The sequence below is a fragment of the Fibrobacter sp. UWS1 genome, assembly GCF_002300445.1.
GTDB classification, from domain to species: Bacteria; Fibrobacterota; Fibrobacteria; order Fibrobacterales; family Fibrobacteraceae; genus Hallerella; species Hallerella intestinalis.
In genome coordinates, this window is the sequence record NZ_NSGW01000001.1 from 2,088,764 (window position 1) to 2,102,463 (window position 13,700).

Sequence of the window (13,700 nt, forward strand, 5' to 3'; positions counted from 1 at the left end):
TTCCTATGCGGCCCATTCGGAACATCGCGATTCTAGCTCATGTGGATGCGGGTAAAACGACTCTTTCCGAGCGCATCCTTTTTACTGCTGGAGAAGTTCGGCTCCCCGGAAACGTGGAAGACGGATTGGCGACCATGGACTACTTGCCCGAGGAACGCAAACGGGGAATTACGATTGAATCGGGAATCGCGCATTTTGAATGGCGAGGAATCTGGTTCAATTTTATAGACACTCCCGGCCATGTGGATTTTGGTGCGGAAGTGGATATGGCGCTTTCCGCCGTGGATGGAGTCGTTCTGGTAATTTCGGCGATAGATGGCGTAGAAACGCAGACCCTTTCTGCCTGGAAAAAACTTCGGGAAAAGGGAATTCGCACTCTCATTTTTATCAATAAGCTGGACAGTTCTAGCGCTTCTTTGGATGACACGCTGATCGCGATAGAGGAGCATCTCGGGGTGCGTCCGGTTTTGCTTTCTTGCCCGGAATTTTCTTCGGATTCAAATGAGCGGGGCATTCTGGCGGAATGGGACGTGGTCAGCGGAATGCGTCTGGTTTTGCAGAACGGAAAGGAAGAACCGCAAAAAATCGCCGCTTCGGATTTTGCGCAAAAGGCGTTGCGGAAAATGTTTGCAGAAGCAGCGGAAGCCGCTTCGGAATACGACGACGAAATTTTGGAACTCGCTATGGAAGGCAAAGCGGTTCCCCCGAAAATGCTTGTCCGCGGATTGGAATGCTTGTGCGCAAATGACAAATACGCCCTTTGCTATGCGGGGTCGGCAAAGCAGAATTTTGGCGTGCGCAGTTTAATGGCGGGGCTTTCCTTCTTTTTACAGTCTCCGCCCGCGTTTGGCAAAAAGCGGCTCGGCGAGGTCGTGCGCTTGCGGCATTTTACGGATTTGGGGGAAATTGCTCTGTTTCGTTGCATGGCAAATGTCCGCGCGGGAAAAATTCCGGAAGGGCTGGAATTTTTCCGTTTGAAAGCCGCGCAACTTTTCCCGGTTCAAGAACTTTTTGCCGGCGATATTTATGCGCTTCGTTCGCCAAAACGCTTGTCGCTGGGAATGCGCCTGTCGCTTTCGGGGGAACCGATGGATTTGGAAAATCGGGCTGGGCAGGAAAATTACCATTCCCTTTTGCAGACTCGGCTGGAATGCCTGCGGAGCGAAGATTTTACTCTTGTGGAAAGCAGTCTGGAACTTCTTGCGCGGATGGATCCGTCGATTCGCATTGTTCCCCGTCCCGATGTGGGCTGCTGGCTGCTTTATACAGTGGGCGAAGTCCAGCTAGAAGTGATTCTCGAACGGCTCAAGCGGGAATTCGGTTGTGAAGTTCGCGCAGGCGTTCCCGAAGTACTTTGGCAAGAACGGCTTTTGCGGACTCTCGATCCCGTAGAAAATTCTTTTCAAGCGGGACCATTCAAAGTGTCTTTGGAACTTTCGGCTGCGCCACTGCCTGTGTCCGAAAAAGACATTCGCCTATCCGGAAATTCTTTGGAAAATCTTCCCCGTGAAATTTTGGCGGGCATTCGGTCGGCGCTTTTGGAAAGTGCGCAAGTCGGCGTTTTGGGAAAGGGAAGCTTGGTCGGAGTCGAGTTCAACATTCGCCGTTTTGAATTTGAAAAAAATACTCCCATCCACATGATAAAAAAAGCTTGCTCCGACGCTGTTGTCAAATTGATTCGCCCGGCGAGCGTTGTGCTTTACGAACCGTTCATGGCACTTTCTTTGGAGTGTCCTGCGGAATATGCGGGAATGCTCAGCGGCGACATTTTGGCGCGGGAAGGAAAGATTGTCCAAGTCGGTGGCGATGGCGTCTTGCATTCGTTTGTAGCGGAGTTGCCGCTTCGGAAGCTATTTGGCTATGCGACGGCGGTGCGTTCTGGCTGCAAGGGGCGCGCACAATATACGATACGATTTTTGGAATACCGGAAATCGGGAGAGTGCTTTTCCCGGCCTTAGGCATTGACGAGAATTTTCATTCGGGAAAAATTAAATGGAAAACAGAAACGACGAGAAAATGGATCCCTTTTAAAGGAGGAATCCCGTACGAAACTATTTTGGAATGTGGACTTTTGCGCTTTTGTCGTTCGTCGGCTGCCAAAATCAAGAATTACCCGAAAAAGAGAGGCATCATCAATATGTGTGGTAGCATTTAGGCAGCCTTGCTAGATGATTCTCTCGATACCGATTCCCATTCGTAGGCTATCTTTACATCTACATAGGAACAGCTCAACATTATCAGCGACAGCATGTTGTTCATGTTCCTGAAGCCATAGGCAGTCCGTATCAGTAGCTTTATCTTGTTGTTCGTCGCCTCGATCCTTGCGTTTGACACGCCCAGCCTGATTGTGTTGAGGATTCCGTCGTAGTTGCGCTTGATCTTTGCGTACAGATCCTTTACTGAGCCGATGCGTGAGTGGCTTGCACGCCACAGCCACCTGTCCAGATTTTCCCTGGCATCGTCATAGCCCATCTTCAGGATGATGCGCAGTTCCTCCTTGAGCTGGTATGCCCTGTAGAGACGCGGATAGCGGCTTGCTATGAGTTCTATTTTTCTCTGCTGGCTTTCGTTAAGGTTCTCTGGAGCCTTGCCCAGAGCGTACCTGGAGTTCTTTATCCCCTCCGCGGTGCGGTCCTTCGGGACGCTATCCTTCGTGGGCCTGCCTCGGCCCCGTTTCTGATTGCGGTTTTCCTTGCGGGCCTCCTTCCAGGCTTCCACACGGACCTTGTCCAGGGCTTCTGTCGCCCACTGTACGACATGGAAGCTGTCCACGCACCGTTCGGCATTGGGCAGGAACTCCTCGATGCTTGACCTTATCCACTTGGCTCCGTCACAAGTCACAAGCTCCACGCCCTTGCGCTGCTCTTCGCTGAGTTCCCTCATGAAGAGGTCCAGCACCTCCTTCCCGTAGCCCTCGTGGACCCAGATCACGCAGCGCCTGTCGTGATCCACTACCACCGTTATGTACTTGTGCCCTTTCTTGTAGCTGGTCTCGTCGATGCCTATGCGCCTGAAGATGCAGCCTGCCTTGATCGGCCTTGTGTCCAGGCGATCCCATACGCGGTCGGCAATTTCCCCCACGGTATTCCAGGCGATGCGTAGCTGCTTTGCGACAGCCTTTTTCGACATGCTGCATACGGCCCATGCGACCTGCTGCTCGAAGGCGTCGGTGAAGCCTGACCTGTGGCTTGCCCACGGCACCTTCACCGTTTTTACGCCGCATTTCTTGCACTTCACCCTGTAGGTGTCCATCCTGATGAAGCCCATCTTCGTGCCGAGATCGAGCGTCCGCCATACCCTCTGTTCCCGGCCGTTGTCGTAGAGCTTCCCTTTTCGCCCACAACAGCCGCACCTGCTGGCGTTGCCCTTGGTGAGTCTTACCGTGATGGTGACCGTGGTGTCGGTTTGCTCCTGCTTGACGACTGAACAGCCGTTGACATTGAAGATGGATTTGTATAATTTTGACATGGGCTTTTTCTTCTGTTTTTTTTGGCGATTAAATTTTAGAAAATAGCCCATTTTTTTTGTTTGATTTAGGCGAAAGTCAACAAAAAAAGGGGGGCGAAGCCACCCACACATGTTGATGAAGAGCCGAAAAAGATTTTAAAATCGAGACAGCGGTTTTCCGCATGGACATCAAACGTCCGGAATGGTTTTTGCCCATGATAAATACGCTCGTCCATATATCTTCTGGCAATTTGAAAATAGAACCGCTTGTCGCCATTTTCGATACCACAATAGGGAAATCCTTGCCGAAAATGGATGGGCCTTGCAGATGGACGGACCTGTTCGGCGTTTATGCGGATTATCCTGTAGATGGCAATGCCGTTTTTGTGAAGAATGTCCGTTGGGCGATTTGATGCTCTGTTTGGGGCGAATCGGAAAACAAGTACGATACTGTTCAGTGGCCGGGTTTTCGACCTGCCTGAATTCCCTTGGGATGGGTGATAGGACTTCTTTTCGCAAGAAGGAACTCGGTTATTAGTTTTCAGTTTTCGGTTTTCAGTTCCAACACCCAACACCCAACACCCAACTCCCAACTAATAACTAATAACTAATAACTAAACGTCTTGTGTTGCTGGGGAAAGAAGGCGCAACAATGTCCAAAAATTTTTTAAAAGGACGAGGATTTCTTGTTAGTTCAACCGTTTTGTGTAAAAAGTCGCTTACTTTTGGTAAAATTTCGTAAAATATTTTTTTACAACTCTTGCCGACTCTTTAAAAAACAATTAAATTTGGGACTCAATTTCGGAAAGTAGCGCTTCCTATGCTTTTCGAAAATAAGGGCGCAAGGCGTGCCTGCTTACATGAAGCGATAAACCTTCTGGTGAAGAAGAGGAATAAAAATGGCAAAAGAGAAGTTTGAAAGAACGAAGCCGCACTGCAACATCGGCACGATTGGCCACGTTGACCACGGCAAGACGACACTGACGGCGGCAATCTGCACGACGCTTGCCGCGAAGGGCCTGGCAGCGGCGAAGAAGTTCGACGAGATCGACAACGCGCCCGAAGAGAAGGCCCGCGGCATCACGATCAACACGTCGCACGTGGAATACCAGACGGAGAACCGCCACTACGCGCACGTCGACTGCCCGGGGCACGCCGACTACGTGAAGAACATGGTCACCGGTGCCGCCCAGATGGACGGTGCCATCCTCGTCGTCGCGGCGACCGACGGCCCGATGCCGCAGACCCGCGAGCACATCCTCCTCGCGCACCAGGTCGGCGTCCCCAAGATCGTCGTGTTCCTGAACAAGTGCGACATGGTTGACGACCCGGAACTCCTCGAGCTCGTCGAGGAGGAAGTCCGCGACCTGCTGAAGCAGTACGGCTACGACGGCGACAACACCCCGATCATCCGCGGTTCCGCGCTGAAGGCCCTCGAAGGCGACGCGGAATACCAGGAGAAGATCATGGAACTTATGAACGCCGTCGACGAATACATTCCGCAGCCGCAGCGCGAAGTTGACAAGCCGTTCCTGATGCCGATCGAAGACGTTTTCACGATCACTGGCCGCGGCACCGTCGCGACTGGCCGTATCGAACGCGGCAAGATCAACCTGAACGACAAGGTCGAGCGCGTCGGCCTCGGCGACACGGTCGAATACGTCGTGACCGGCGTTGAGATGTTCCGCAAGCTGCTCGACGACGCCCAGGCTGGCGACAACGTTGGCCTTTTGCTCCGCGGCGCGGAGAAGAAGGACATCATCCGTGGCATGGTCCTCGCCGCCCCGAAGTCCGTCACCCCGCACGCCCATTTCAAGGGCCAGATCTACGTTCTGAAGAAGGAAGAGGGCGGCCGCCACACGCCGTTCATGAACGGATACCGCCCGCAGTTCTACTTCCGCACGACGGACGTGACAGGCACGATCAAGCTCCCGGAAGGCGTCGAGATGGTGACCCCGGGCGATACCGTGACCATCGACGTGGAGCTCATCGCCCCTGTAGCGATGGAACAGCAGCTCCGCTTCGCCATCCGCGAAGGCGGCCGCACCGTCGGTGCCGGCTCCGTAACCGAAATCATCAAGTAAGGAATAACAATGGCTGGTGAACACATTCGTATTTCCTTGAAGTGCTTCGATCATCGTATGCTTGATCGTTCTGCTCAAGATATTGTAAATACGGCTAAGAATACGGGAGCCCGCATTGTGGGTCCTATCCCTCTCCCAACTAAGATTCAAAAGTACACGATTCTCCGTTCTCCACACGTCAATAAGACTTCTCGGGAACAGTTTGAATCCCGTACCCACAAACGCTTGATTGACATTCTGGACGCTACTCCGCAGACGGTCGATTCCCTGATGAAATTGGAATTGCCCGCAGGTGTTGATGTCGAAATTAAGGTGTAATACAATGAACGGTATTCTTGCAAAAAAGCTGGGAATGACCCAAGTATTCACGGATAACGGAGAATGCGTTCCTGTAACGGTTCTCGAAGCTGGTCCGTGCGTGGTCGTTTGCCACAAGACAGAAGAAAAAGACGGCTATACCGCCATTCAGGTCGGTTTTGGCTTAGTCAAGGAATCGCGTGCCGACAAGGCGACCATTGGACATTTCAAAAAGGCTAACCTCGACGTTCGTGGTTACCTCGCTGAATTTGACGTGGAAAATCTTGAAGATTGGCCGATTGGCAAGGAATTCGGAGCTGCGGATTTTGCCGAAGTGAAAATGGTTGACGTCTCTGGTATTTCCAAGGGTCACGGTTTTTCCGGCACGATCAAGCGCTACAATTTCCACAGCGGTCCCCGTGGTCACGGCACTCACAATATGCGTGAACCGGGTGGTCTTTCCGCTCACTCTTATCCGGGTCGTGTTTTCCCGGGCAAGCGCATGGCTGGTCAATATGGTAACAAGAAGGTCACCGTCAAGCATCTCCAGGTGGTTAAGGTGGACAGTGACCGCAATTTGATTTTTGTTCGCGGCGCTGTTCCTGGCCCGAAGAACGGAGTCATCGTGGTGAGGAAAGGCTAATGGCAAAGGCTAAGCTCTACGCCGCTAGCGGCGAATTCAAAAACGAAATAGATCTTCCTGCTGTGTTTGACACAGAAGTGAATAAGGTCTGCATTTATCTGCACATCAAGGCGATTCTCAACAACCTCCGTCAGGGAACTGCCCAGACCAAGACCCGTTCTCAAGTCAGCGGCGGTACGACAAAGCCCTGGAAGCAAAAGGGAACCGGTCGCGCTCGCGCTGGTCAGAATACTTCTGCCGTGTGGGTTCGTGGTAACAAGGCTCATGGTCCGAAATCCCATGACTACTTCGAAAAGGTGAACAAGAAGGTCAAGCGTCTCGCTTTCCATTCCGCCCTTTCCGATAAGGCTCAAGAAGGCAAGGTTCTCGTGTTCGAAAGCCTGTCCTTTGACGCTCCGAAGACGAAGGATTTCCTCTCGGTGGTCAAGAAAGCTGGACTCGAACAGCGCAACGCCCTCTTCTTGGTCGGCTCGAACGATAAGAATCTCCGTCTCTCGTCGGCTAACGTTCCTTGGGTTCGTACGGCTCGCGTTCAGGACGTGAATACTTACGATCTTGTCCGCGCTAACAATATCGCGATTTCCCAGGATGCCCTGGGTGAACTCACTGGAGGCTCCAGATGAAAGAACTCCATGAAATTCTGAAAGAACCGCACATTACCGAAAGTTCTTCGAAGAATATGGTAAACCCGCGCACGGGTGTCCGCAAGTATGTATTCAAGGTCGGTCTTTCCGCTACCAAGCAGGAAATCAAGAACGCAATCGAATCCCGTTTCAATGTAAAGGTCGATTCGGTCAATACCTTGATCAACCGCGGCAAGATGAAACGAGTACGCACTGCTGTAGGCAAAAAGTCCAACTGGAAGAAAGCCTACATCACTTTGCAGGCCGGCAATAAAATTGCCGAGTTAGAAGGAGTGTAACCATGGGTCTGAAAAGTTATAGACCGCTTACCCCGACTCTGCGTTACAAGCAGTTGAACGATAAGAAGGAAATTACCGCTGACAAGCCGTATAAGCCTCTTACCGTCGGAAAAAAGCGTAGCTCTGGCCGCAGCAACGTAGGTGAAATCACCTCTCGTCGTCGTGGCGGTGGACACAAGAGATCCTACCGTATTATTGACTTCAAACGTAAACGCGCGGGCATTTCCTGCACCGTTGAAACGATTGAATACGATCCGAACCGTTCCGCATACATTGCCCTCGTCAAGTATATCGATGGCAAGCGTCAATACATCATTGCGCCTGCGGGAATCAAAGTCGGAGACGTCCTCAATTCTGGTGAAGGTGCCGAATACCGTCTTGGCAACGCCCTTCCGTTGAAGGACATTCCGCTGAACGCGACGATTCACAACATTGAAATGATTCCGGGCAAGGGCGCTCAGATCGCTCGTTCTGCCGGTGCCAGTGCGGAACTGGTCGCCAAGGATGGCAAGCTTTGCCAAGTCAAGCTTCCGAGTGGCGAAATCCGTCTGATTCCGGAAAATGCTTTGGCTACAGTCGGTCAGGTTTCCAACGTGGACCACATGAACGAGAATTCCGGTTCTGCTGGCCGTTCTCGCTGGCTCGGCATTCGTCCGTCTGTCCGTGGTGTCGTGATGAACCCGGTGGATCACCCGCTCGGTGGTGGTGAAGGTCGAACCTCCGGTGGCCGTCACCCCTGCTCTCCGTGGGGTAAGAACTCCAAGGGTAAGAAAACTCGTAACAACAAGCGTACCGACCATTATATTGTGCGTCGTCGCCAGAAGAAGAGGGCATAAGCTATGTCGAGATCCCTTAAGAAAGGTGCTTTCGTGGATTCCCACGTTTTGGTCAAGACCAAGGCTATGGCAAGCTCCGACAAGAAGCAGCCCATCAAGACCTGGTCCCGTCGTTCTACCATCATCCCCGATATGGTCGGTTTGACTTTTGCCGTGTACAATGGCAAGCAGTTCATTCCGGTTTATGTAACGGAAAACATGGTTGGCCATAAACTCGGTGAATTTTCTCCCACTCGTATCTTCCGCGGTCACCGCAAGGCTGAAGCCGCAGGAGGAAGCAAGTAATGAAAGCTACAGCAAAAGTAAAGAATATCCGTTATGGTGTTCGCAAGCTCCGTCTGGTTGCGGATCTGGTGCGCGGCAAGTCTGTTGATCAGGCTTTCGCCATGCTCTCCATTCTTCACAATAAGAAGAAGGGTGCTCCCATTGTTGAAAACGCTCTGAAGTCCGCCGTCGCGAATTTCAAGCAGAAGGCTTCGGGTGCCGTCGTTACGGAAGAACTCAGAATCGATATGATTGCCGCCGATGGAGCGACCATCATGAAGCGTATGCGTCCGCGTTCTCACGGAAGTGCCGACCGCATCGCAAAACCGTTGTCTCACTTGACCGTCGTTGTTGCTGACAACGCTGATAAGGAGTAAACTATGGGTCAGAAAACTCATCCGTATGGTCTTCGTCTCGGCGTCATCGATGATTGGCAGTCTAAGTGGTATGCCAAAGATGATAAGTTCGCCGATTTCCTCTATGAGGATATTGTTCTTCGTCGCTACCTGATGAAGCGTTTTGAACACGCCTCCCTGGCTAAGGTCGGCATCGAACGCACCGTCAAGAAAGTGAACGTAAATCTTTTCACCGCCCGTCCGGGTGTCGTGATTGGCAAAAAGGGCGAAGAATTGGATCGCTTGAAGAGCGAACTCCAATATCTCACCGGAAAAGAAATCTATATTAGCGTCCACGAAATCAAGCGTCCGGAAGCAGATGCGAAGTTGGTTGCAGAAAACATTGCTCGCCAGCTTGAAAAGCGTGTTTCTTTCCGCCGCGCGATGAAGCGTGCGATGCAGAGCGCTATGCGCATGGGCATCGAAGGCATCAAGATTCAATGCGGTGGCCGTCTCGGCGGTGCCGAAATCGCCCGCGTTGAAAAGTATGCGGAAGGTCGCGTTCCTCTGCACACCCTTCGTGCCGATATTGACTATGCCACAGCTACCGCAAAGACCGTTTACGGTTCTGTCGGAGTCAAGGTCTGGATCATGCACGGCGAAAAGATTGGCAAGGACGTCTTGTCGTCTGAACCTAAGAGAGAGAAGTAATTATGCTGAGTCCTAAAAGAACAAAGTTCCGCAAAGAACAGAAAGGCCGCATGAAGGGACGTGCGACCAGCGGCGACACTATCGCTTTTGGCGAATATGGTCTGCAGGCTCTCGAAAAGTGCTGGATTACAGCACGCCAGATTGAAGCTGCCCGTATTGCGATGTCTCGTACTATCAAGCGTGGCGGTCACATCTGGATCCGCATTTTCCCGAACAAGCCGGTAACCCGTCACCCTGCCGAAGCCCGTATGGGTAAAGGTAAAGGAGCCGTTGAATTCTGGGCTGCAGTGGTTCTCCCGGGTCGCATCATGTTCGAAATGGACGGTGTGGACCGTGACCTTGCCATTAAAGCGCTTCGCGAAGCATCGCAGAAGCTGCCGATTAAAGTTAAAATCGTGGAGGCTTCGGAGATCTGATGAAAGCACGCGAACTCAGAGAATTGAGCACAGAACAGCTCAAAGAAAAACTCGCCCAGTTTAATCTGGATTTGTTCAACAACCGGTTCTCTGCGAAAACCGGAAACAGCGCAGAAAAGCCTGCGACGGCTCGTTCGATCCGCAAGGACATCGCTCGGGTCAAGACGATTCTTACCGAAAGGGCCAAGGCTTAAGCCGGCAGGAGCAGAAAATGGAAAGAAACTCTCGCAAAGTGAGACAGGGTATCGTTTCGTCCAATGCGATGGACAAGACGATTACGGTTGTGGTCGAAGACCGCAAGCGTCACCCGATTTACAACAAGATCATGAAATCCACGGCTAAATTCAAGGCTCATGATGAAAAGAATGAAGCCGAAGTTGGCGATACCGTGGAAATTATGGAAACCCGTCCCCTTTCCGCGACAAAGCGTTGGCGCTTGGTTCGGATTGTGGCAAAGAAGAAGTAATCCTTCTGGAGTAAGGCGAAAACTATGATTCAAGAAGAAACAAGACTGGTCGTGGCCGACAACAGCGGCGCGAAAGAAGTCGCCTGCATCCGAGTTTTGGGTGGATCTAACCGGCGCTATGCAAGCATCGGGGATATCATCAAGGTAGCTGTCAAAGACGCTATCCCCCAGAGCAAGGTGAAGAAAGGCTCTGTCGCAGATGCTGTCGTGGTCCGCACCCGTAAAGAAATCGGTCGTAAGGACGGAACATTTATTCGTTTTTCCGACAACGCTGTCGTTCTCGTAACGAAAGATGGCGAACCCCGTGGAACCCGTATCTTTGGACCTGTTGCCCGTGAACTTCGTGAGCACAATTTCACAAAGATCATCTCTCTCGCACCCGAGGTGCTCTAATGTCTAACATTAAAAAGAATGATAACGTCAAGGTTATCTCCGGTGCTCACAAGGGCAAGACCGGTGTTGTGTTAAGCGTTGATCCGAAAAAAGGCCGCATCATCGTCGCCGGCGTGAACGTTCACAAGCGTCATGAAAAGCCGAGCCGTACCAATCAGGCGGGCGGTATCGTCGAAAAGGAACTTCCGATCGATATCTCCAACGCGATGCTCCTCGAAGGTTCCACTCCTGTTCGTACTCGTCGCGTTCGTGAAGCCGGTAAGAAGAGCGTTCGCGTAAGCGTCAAGTCCGGAAAGGCTCTGTGAGGTCGTAACTATGAGCACTATGAAGAAAGATGTTTACGAAAAGACCGTAGTTCCGGCTCTCAAGCAGAAATTCGGTTACAAGAACGTGATGCAGATTCCGCGTCTGCAGAAAATCGTTATCAACATGGGTGTTGGCGAAGCCGCTTCTAACCGTAAGGTTCTGGACGAAGCCCTCAGCACTCTCGCCGCGATTACCGGTCAGAAACCGGTTGTCACGAAAGCTCGCAAGGCGATTTCCAACTTCAAGCTCCGCGAAGGTCTTGGAATTGGTGCCAAGGTGACTTTGCACGGCGAAAATATGTGGGATTTCCTCTATCGTTTTATCAACATTTCCTTGCCGCGTGTGCGTGACTTCCGTGGTCTCCCGCGTCGCGGTTTTGACGGCTGCGGCAACTATACGCTCGGCATCAAGGAACAATCGATTTTTGTGGAAATCGACATCGACAAAATTACGCAGACTCTCGGCATGGACATTTCTTTCGTCACTTCCGCTGCAACGGATGAAGAAGGACGTGCTCTGCTCGAAGGTCTCGGTCTCCCCTTCAGGAAGTAAGGTATACCATGGCAAGCAGAAGAATGATCGAAAAGTGCAAACGCACCCCGAAATACACCGTTCGCGGTTATCATCGCTGCAAGCGGTGCGGTCGGCCGCACGCTTACATGCGTCGCTTTGGACTGTGCCGTATTTGCTTCCGCGAAATGGCACTCGCCGGTGAAATCCCGGGCATCACCAAATCTTCCTGGTAAGGAGCATTAAACAATGGCAACAGATACAATCGCCGATATGCTCACCCGCATCCGCAATGCCGTTTCGGCAAAGGCGCCTGTGGTGGACATCCCTGCCAGCAACGAGAAGCGCGAAATCGCCCGCGTTCTGCAGGAAAAAGGTTTTATTAAAAAGTTCGTCGTCGTTGAAGATGGCAAGCAGGGAATCCTCAAAATTCTCCTTCGCTACACAAACGGCGTTCCGGCTATCCAAGGCATCCAGCGCGTCAGCCGTTCGGGTCTCCGCATCTACAGCGATGTCGCGAAGCTCCCGCGCGTTCGTAACGGACTTGGCTATGCTATTATCTCCACATCCAAAGGTGTGATGACCGACCACGAAGCTCGCAAAGAAAACGTGGGCGGCGAAGTCATCGCAAAGGTCTGGTGAGGTAAAGATGTCTCGTATCGGAAAAGCAATTATTCATATCCCTGCCGACGTGAAAGTCGCAGTGGATGGTCAGAACATTCAGGTGGAAGGCAAGCTCGGCAAGCTTTTTACCAAGGTTCACGACCTCATCAAGATTAAATTGGATGGCAACCAGCTTTCGTTTGAACGTCCGGACGATTTGAAGTTCACCCGTTCGATTCACGGCACGACCCGTGCCTTGGTGGCGAACATGGTCGAAGGCGTTTCCAAAGGTTTTGAAAAGAACCTGGAAATTGTCGGTGTCGGTTATCGTGTGGAACAGAAGGGCAAGGACTTGAACCTCGTCCTCGGATTCTCCCACCCGGTCATCTACAAGGCTCCGGAAGGCATTGAATTGAAGGCTGTCGATCCTCTGAAGATTTCCATCAAGGGTATTGACAAGCAGAAAGTTGGTCAAGCTGCCGCAGAAATTCGCAAGTATCGTCGTCCTGAACCGTATAAGGGCAAGGGCGTCAAGTATGCTGGTGAAATCATCCGCCGTAAGCAGGGCAAGAAGACAGGTAAATAAGGTAACGTTATGACTGCTATTGCAAAGAAAAGACTCGAGTCCAGAATTGCGCGTCATGCGCGTGTTCGCAAGACCGTCAGCGGTACCCCCGAACGTCCGCGTCTCGCTGTTCGTCGTACGCTGTCTAATATGATCGCTCAGATCATCGACGATGTTTCTCACACCTCTTTGGTTCAGGTAACGACTTCGTCCAAGGACTTCCAGGCGAAGTTCGGTGAGCTTTCCAAGACCGAACAGAGCAAGAAACTCGGAAATCTCATTGCCGACGCTGCGAAGGCCAAGGGCATTTCTGCCGTTGTCTTCGACCGCGGTGGTTTCATTTATCATGGTCGCGTTCAGGCTCTCGCTGAGGGAGCTCGTGAAGGCGGACTCCAATTCTAAGAGGTACACTTTGGAACGCGAAACACAAGTTTCTGAATTTGAAGACAGAGTTGTGCACATCAATCGCTGTGCCAAGACTGTGAAGGGTGGCCGTCGGATGTCCTTCAGCGCTCTCGTTGTCGTTGGCAACAAGAAAGGCAAAATTGGTGTGGGTCTCGGCAAGGCTAAGGAAGTCTCCGAAGCTATCCGCAAGGGAACCGAGGCTGCTCAACGCAATCTTATCGAAGTGAATGTTCAAGACGGAACCATTCCGCACGATGTGGAAATCAAGTACGGCGCAACCCGCATCCGCTTGATCCCCGCCGCTCCCGGTACTGGCGTTATTGCCGGTGCTGCAGCCCGTGCTGTTTTGGAACTCGCCGGTGTCCACAACATTCTTACCAAGATCTATGGTTCTTCCAATCCGAGCACTGTGGTGCAAGCCTGCATCGAAGGTCTCACGACGCAGAAGAACAAAAATGACTACGCGGCTTTGCGCGGTCAGAACGCCTGAGGTCTAA

At 51.9% G+C, this 13,700-nt stretch carries 23 protein-coding genes; 22 read left to right on the plus strand and 1 reads right to left on the minus strand.

The window, feature by feature from the left end; translation table 11 throughout:
• Positions 1–5 precede the first annotated feature (5 nt).
• Complete coding sequence (locus tag BGX14_RS09105; protein WP_095879673.1) at positions 6–1,958, plus strand: GTP-binding protein; 1,953 nt, start codon at positions 6–8, stop codon at positions 1,956–1,958.
• Between the two features lie 193 nt (positions 1,959–2,151).
• Here BGX14_RS09105 and BGX14_RS09115 read toward each other — a convergent pair whose 3' ends face one another.
• Positions 2,152–3,468, minus strand: coding sequence for an ISL3 family transposase (locus BGX14_RS09115; protein WP_158223236.1), 1,317 nt, complete (start codon positions 3,466–3,468; stop codon positions 2,152–2,154).
• A 161-nt stretch (positions 3,469–3,629) separates the two neighbouring features.
• Between BGX14_RS09115 and BGX14_RS09120 the strand changes: the two genes are divergently transcribed.
• The 21 genes from BGX14_RS09120 to rpsE all read left to right on the plus strand — a co-directional run bounded on the left by BGX14_RS09120 (position 3,630) and on the right by rpsE (position 13,693).
• Positions 3,630–3,860, plus strand: a complete 231-nt coding sequence (locus tag BGX14_RS09120) for a hypothetical protein (protein WP_095879675.1) — start codon at positions 3,630–3,632, stop codon at positions 3,858–3,860.
• 486 nt (positions 3,861–4,346) lie between these two features.
• The gene (tuf, locus tag BGX14_RS09125) at positions 4,347–5,531 is read left to right on the plus strand and encodes an elongation factor Tu (RefSeq protein ID WP_078776789.1); all 1,185 of its coding nucleotides are present in this window, start codon (positions 4,347–4,349) and stop codon (positions 5,529–5,531) included.
• Between the two features lie 9 nt (positions 5,532–5,540).
• Positions 5,541–5,849, plus strand: a complete 309-nt coding sequence (gene rpsJ / locus BGX14_RS09130; RefSeq protein ID WP_095879676.1) for a 30S ribosomal protein S10 — start codon at positions 5,541–5,543, stop codon at positions 5,847–5,849.
• Between the two features lie 4 nt (positions 5,850–5,853).
• On the plus strand, positions 5,854–6,471 hold the full coding sequence (gene rplC, locus BGX14_RS09135; RefSeq protein ID WP_073305524.1) for a 50S ribosomal protein L3: 618 nt from the start codon (positions 5,854–5,856) through the stop codon (positions 6,469–6,471).
• A complete protein-coding gene (gene rplD, locus BGX14_RS09140; protein ID WP_073305521.1) occupies positions 6,471–7,094 on the plus strand; it encodes a 50S ribosomal protein L4 in 624 nt (207 codons plus the stop codon). Before rplC ends, rplD begins: the two co-directional genes overlap by 1 nt.
• A complete protein-coding gene (gene rplW / locus BGX14_RS09145; RefSeq protein WP_073305519.1) occupies positions 7,091–7,393 on the plus strand; it encodes a 50S ribosomal protein L23 in 303 nt (100 codons plus the stop codon). Before rplD ends, rplW begins: the two co-directional genes overlap by 4 nt.
• A gap of 2 nt (positions 7,394–7,395) precedes the next feature.
• The gene (rplB, locus tag BGX14_RS09150; RefSeq protein ID WP_073305517.1) at positions 7,396–8,229 is read left to right on the plus strand and encodes a 50S ribosomal protein L2; all 834 of its coding nucleotides are present in this window, start codon (positions 7,396–7,398) and stop codon (positions 8,227–8,229) included.
• 3 nt (positions 8,230–8,232) lie between these two features.
• On the plus strand, positions 8,233–8,514 hold the full coding sequence (gene rpsS, locus BGX14_RS09155) for a 30S ribosomal protein S19 (protein WP_073305515.1): 282 nt from the start codon (positions 8,233–8,235) through the stop codon (positions 8,512–8,514).
• Positions 8,514–8,870, plus strand: coding sequence for a 50S ribosomal protein L22 (gene rplV / locus BGX14_RS09160; protein WP_073305513.1), 357 nt, complete (start codon positions 8,514–8,516; stop codon positions 8,868–8,870). Before rpsS ends, rplV begins: the two co-directional genes overlap by 1 nt.
• Before the next feature lie 3 nt (positions 8,871–8,873).
• Positions 8,874–9,539: a 30S ribosomal protein S3 gene (rpsC, locus tag BGX14_RS09165; protein WP_078776785.1), complete on the plus strand. Its 666-nt coding sequence runs from the start codon at positions 8,874–8,876 to the stop codon at positions 9,537–9,539.
• Between the two features lie 2 nt (positions 9,540–9,541).
• A complete protein-coding gene (gene rplP, locus BGX14_RS09170; RefSeq protein ID WP_073305509.1) occupies positions 9,542–9,955 on the plus strand; it encodes a 50S ribosomal protein L16 in 414 nt (137 codons plus the stop codon).
• Complete coding sequence (rpmC, locus tag BGX14_RS09175; RefSeq protein ID WP_095879677.1) at positions 9,955–10,149, plus strand: 50S ribosomal protein L29; 195 nt, start codon at positions 9,955–9,957, stop codon at positions 10,147–10,149. Before rplP ends, rpmC begins: the two co-directional genes overlap by 1 nt.
• 17 nt (positions 10,150–10,166) lie before the next feature.
• Positions 10,167–10,421: a 30S ribosomal protein S17 gene (gene rpsQ / locus BGX14_RS09180; protein WP_073305505.1), complete on the plus strand. Its 255-nt coding sequence runs from the start codon at positions 10,167–10,169 to the stop codon at positions 10,419–10,421.
• 24 nt (positions 10,422–10,445) lie between these two features.
• Positions 10,446–10,814, plus strand: a complete 369-nt coding sequence (gene rplN, locus BGX14_RS09185) for a 50S ribosomal protein L14 (protein WP_073305503.1) — start codon at positions 10,446–10,448, stop codon at positions 10,812–10,814.
• The gene (gene rplX / locus BGX14_RS09190; protein ID WP_073305501.1) at positions 10,814–11,119 is read left to right on the plus strand and encodes a 50S ribosomal protein L24; all 306 of its coding nucleotides are present in this window, start codon (positions 10,814–10,816) and stop codon (positions 11,117–11,119) included. Before rplN ends, rplX begins: the two co-directional genes overlap by 1 nt.
• 10 nt (positions 11,120–11,129) lie before the next feature.
• Complete coding sequence (gene rplE, locus BGX14_RS09195) at positions 11,130–11,672, plus strand: 50S ribosomal protein L5 (protein ID WP_073305499.1); 543 nt, start codon at positions 11,130–11,132, stop codon at positions 11,670–11,672.
• Positions 11,673–11,680: 8 nt separating this feature from the next.
• Positions 11,681–11,866 (plus strand): type Z 30S ribosomal protein S14, encoded by a 186-nt coding sequence (locus BGX14_RS09200; protein ID WP_073305497.1) that lies wholly within the window; start codon positions 11,681–11,683, stop codon positions 11,864–11,866.
• A 13-nt stretch (positions 11,867–11,879) separates the two neighbouring features.
• Positions 11,880–12,272 (plus strand): 30S ribosomal protein S8, encoded by a 393-nt coding sequence (gene rpsH, locus BGX14_RS09205; RefSeq protein WP_073305495.1) that lies wholly within the window; start codon positions 11,880–11,882, stop codon positions 12,270–12,272.
• Positions 12,273–12,279: 7 nt separating this feature from the next.
• The gene (gene rplF / locus BGX14_RS09210) at positions 12,280–12,819 is read left to right on the plus strand and encodes a 50S ribosomal protein L6 (protein WP_073305494.1); all 540 of its coding nucleotides are present in this window, start codon (positions 12,280–12,282) and stop codon (positions 12,817–12,819) included.
• Positions 12,820–12,828: 9 nt separating this feature from the next.
• On the plus strand, positions 12,829–13,200 hold the full coding sequence (rplR, locus tag BGX14_RS09215) for a 50S ribosomal protein L18 (protein WP_073305493.1): 372 nt from the start codon (positions 12,829–12,831) through the stop codon (positions 13,198–13,200).
• A gap of 10 nt (positions 13,201–13,210) precedes the next feature.
• Positions 13,211–13,693, plus strand: a complete 483-nt coding sequence (rpsE, locus tag BGX14_RS09220) for a 30S ribosomal protein S5 (RefSeq protein ID WP_073305492.1) — start codon at positions 13,211–13,213, stop codon at positions 13,691–13,693.
• Positions 13,694–13,700 lie beyond the last annotated feature (7 nt).

Bases quoted from the DNA above. Each gene is read 5' to 3' on its own strand.
- BGX14_RS09105 (WP_095879673.1), top strand. From the start codon at position 6: ATGCGGCCCATTCGGAACATCGCGATTCTAGCTCATGTGGATGCGGGT.
- BGX14_RS09115 (WP_158223236.1), bottom strand. From the start codon at position 3,468: ATGTCAAAATTATACAAATCCATCTTCAATGTCAACGGCTGTTCAGTC.
- BGX14_RS09120 (WP_095879675.1), top strand. From the start codon at position 3,630: ATGGACATCAAACGTCCGGAATGGTTTTTGCCCATGATAAATACGCTC.
- tuf (WP_078776789.1), top strand. From the start codon at position 4,347: ATGGCAAAAGAGAAGTTTGAAAGAACGAAGCCGCACTGCAACATCGGC.
- rpsJ (WP_095879676.1), top strand. From the start codon at position 5,541: ATGGCTGGTGAACACATTCGTATTTCCTTGAAGTGCTTCGATCATCGT.
- rplC (WP_073305524.1), top strand. From the start codon at position 5,854: ATGAACGGTATTCTTGCAAAAAAGCTGGGAATGACCCAAGTATTCACG.
- rplD (WP_073305521.1), top strand. From the start codon at position 6,471: ATGGCAAAGGCTAAGCTCTACGCCGCTAGCGGCGAATTCAAAAACGAA.
- rplW (WP_073305519.1), top strand. From the start codon at position 7,091: ATGAAAGAACTCCATGAAATTCTGAAAGAACCGCACATTACCGAAAGT.
- rplB (WP_073305517.1), top strand. From the start codon at position 7,396: ATGGGTCTGAAAAGTTATAGACCGCTTACCCCGACTCTGCGTTACAAG.
- rpsS (WP_073305515.1), top strand. From the start codon at position 8,233: ATGTCGAGATCCCTTAAGAAAGGTGCTTTCGTGGATTCCCACGTTTTG.
- rplV (WP_073305513.1), top strand. From the start codon at position 8,514: ATGAAAGCTACAGCAAAAGTAAAGAATATCCGTTATGGTGTTCGCAAG.
- rpsC (WP_078776785.1), top strand. From the start codon at position 8,874: ATGGGTCAGAAAACTCATCCGTATGGTCTTCGTCTCGGCGTCATCGAT.
- rplP (WP_073305509.1), top strand. From the start codon at position 9,542: ATGCTGAGTCCTAAAAGAACAAAGTTCCGCAAAGAACAGAAAGGCCGC.
- rpmC (WP_095879677.1), top strand. From the start codon at position 9,955: ATGAAAGCACGCGAACTCAGAGAATTGAGCACAGAACAGCTCAAAGAA.
- rpsQ (WP_073305505.1), top strand. From the start codon at position 10,167: ATGGAAAGAAACTCTCGCAAAGTGAGACAGGGTATCGTTTCGTCCAAT.
- rplN (WP_073305503.1), top strand. From the start codon at position 10,446: ATGATTCAAGAAGAAACAAGACTGGTCGTGGCCGACAACAGCGGCGCG.
- rplX (WP_073305501.1), top strand. From the start codon at position 10,814: ATGTCTAACATTAAAAAGAATGATAACGTCAAGGTTATCTCCGGTGCT.
- rplE (WP_073305499.1), top strand. From the start codon at position 11,130: ATGAGCACTATGAAGAAAGATGTTTACGAAAAGACCGTAGTTCCGGCT.
- BGX14_RS09200 (WP_073305497.1), top strand. From the start codon at position 11,681: ATGGCAAGCAGAAGAATGATCGAAAAGTGCAAACGCACCCCGAAATAC.
- rpsH (WP_073305495.1), top strand. From the start codon at position 11,880: ATGGCAACAGATACAATCGCCGATATGCTCACCCGCATCCGCAATGCC.
- rplF (WP_073305494.1), top strand. From the start codon at position 12,280: ATGTCTCGTATCGGAAAAGCAATTATTCATATCCCTGCCGACGTGAAA.
- rplR (WP_073305493.1), top strand. From the start codon at position 12,829: ATGACTGCTATTGCAAAGAAAAGACTCGAGTCCAGAATTGCGCGTCAT.